The organism is Streptomyces chiangmaiensis, from assembly GCF_036281785.1.
Taxonomy (GTDB): Bacteria; Actinomycetota; Actinomycetes; order Streptomycetales; family Streptomycetaceae; genus Streptomyces; species Streptomyces chiangmaiensis.
This window is the reverse complement of the sequence record NZ_JAYWVC010000658.1, coordinates 1-827: the sequence shown is the minus strand read 5'-3', so window position 1 is coordinate 827 and position 827 is coordinate 1. Positions and strand designations below refer to the sequence as shown.

Genomic DNA, 827 nt, shown 5'->3' with positions numbered 1-827 from the left:
GACGCGTAAATAGAACCAGCTCAGGGCGGTTGTGGGCAGCTCCGGGGTCCGGCGGCCGCGACGGGCCGTCGGATGGTGGTGTCTGCTGCTTGGGTCAGGCTGCTGCGTCGATAGGGTTGAGGGTGACCCGGTAGCCGAGCTGGTTGAGCTGCGTGATGGCTCGCCGGGTGGCACGTTCGGGGTCGCGCCGGGCGAAGTAGGTACTGCCGAGTTCGTGATAGGGCTTCCCGTCGGTGAGCATGTGCCAGACCGAGGTGATGATCGAGTGCTCGACGGCAACCAGGGCTTTCATCGCGCCGCGCCGGGCAGCCAGCCGTTTGTAACGGGCCTGCAGATAGGAGTTGTTGGTCTTCACAGCGCCGAACGCGGCGATTCCTAGGGCGCCTTTGAGGTAGGGATTGCCGGGGCGGACCTTGGTGTTCTTGGTGCGGCCGGCGGACTCGTGGTGGCCGGGACAGACCCCGGCCCAGGACGCGAGGTGTTTGGCGGAAGCGAACCGGGCCATGTCGCCACCGGTCTCCGCGATGATCACCTCAGCGGTGGCCCGGCTGATCCCGGGGACGGTGTCGAGCAGGTCGAGGGCGCCTCGAAAGGGGGCCATGGCCTCCTCGATCCGCTCGGTGAGTTGGCCGATCATCACCGTGAGCTGGTCGTACTGGTCCAGATACAACCGGGCCAAGAACGCATGGTGCTCGCGGAAGCGGCCCGTCAGTGCCTCGGTGAGTTCGGGGATCTTGTTGCGGAGCCTGCTCTTCGACATCTCCGCGAGGACCTGCGGGTCACGTTCGCCAACGATGAGAGCTTCGAGCATGGCCCGGCCGGAGGCG

General features: G+C 66.5%; 1 protein-coding gene. It reads right to left on the bottom strand.

Annotated elements, in window-relative coordinates; all coding sequences use genetic code 11:
• Positions 1-94: 94 nt before the first annotated feature.
• The coding region (locus VXC91_RS46245) for a transposase (protein WP_329513310.1) at positions 95-827 on the bottom strand (733 nt) is incomplete at its 5' end.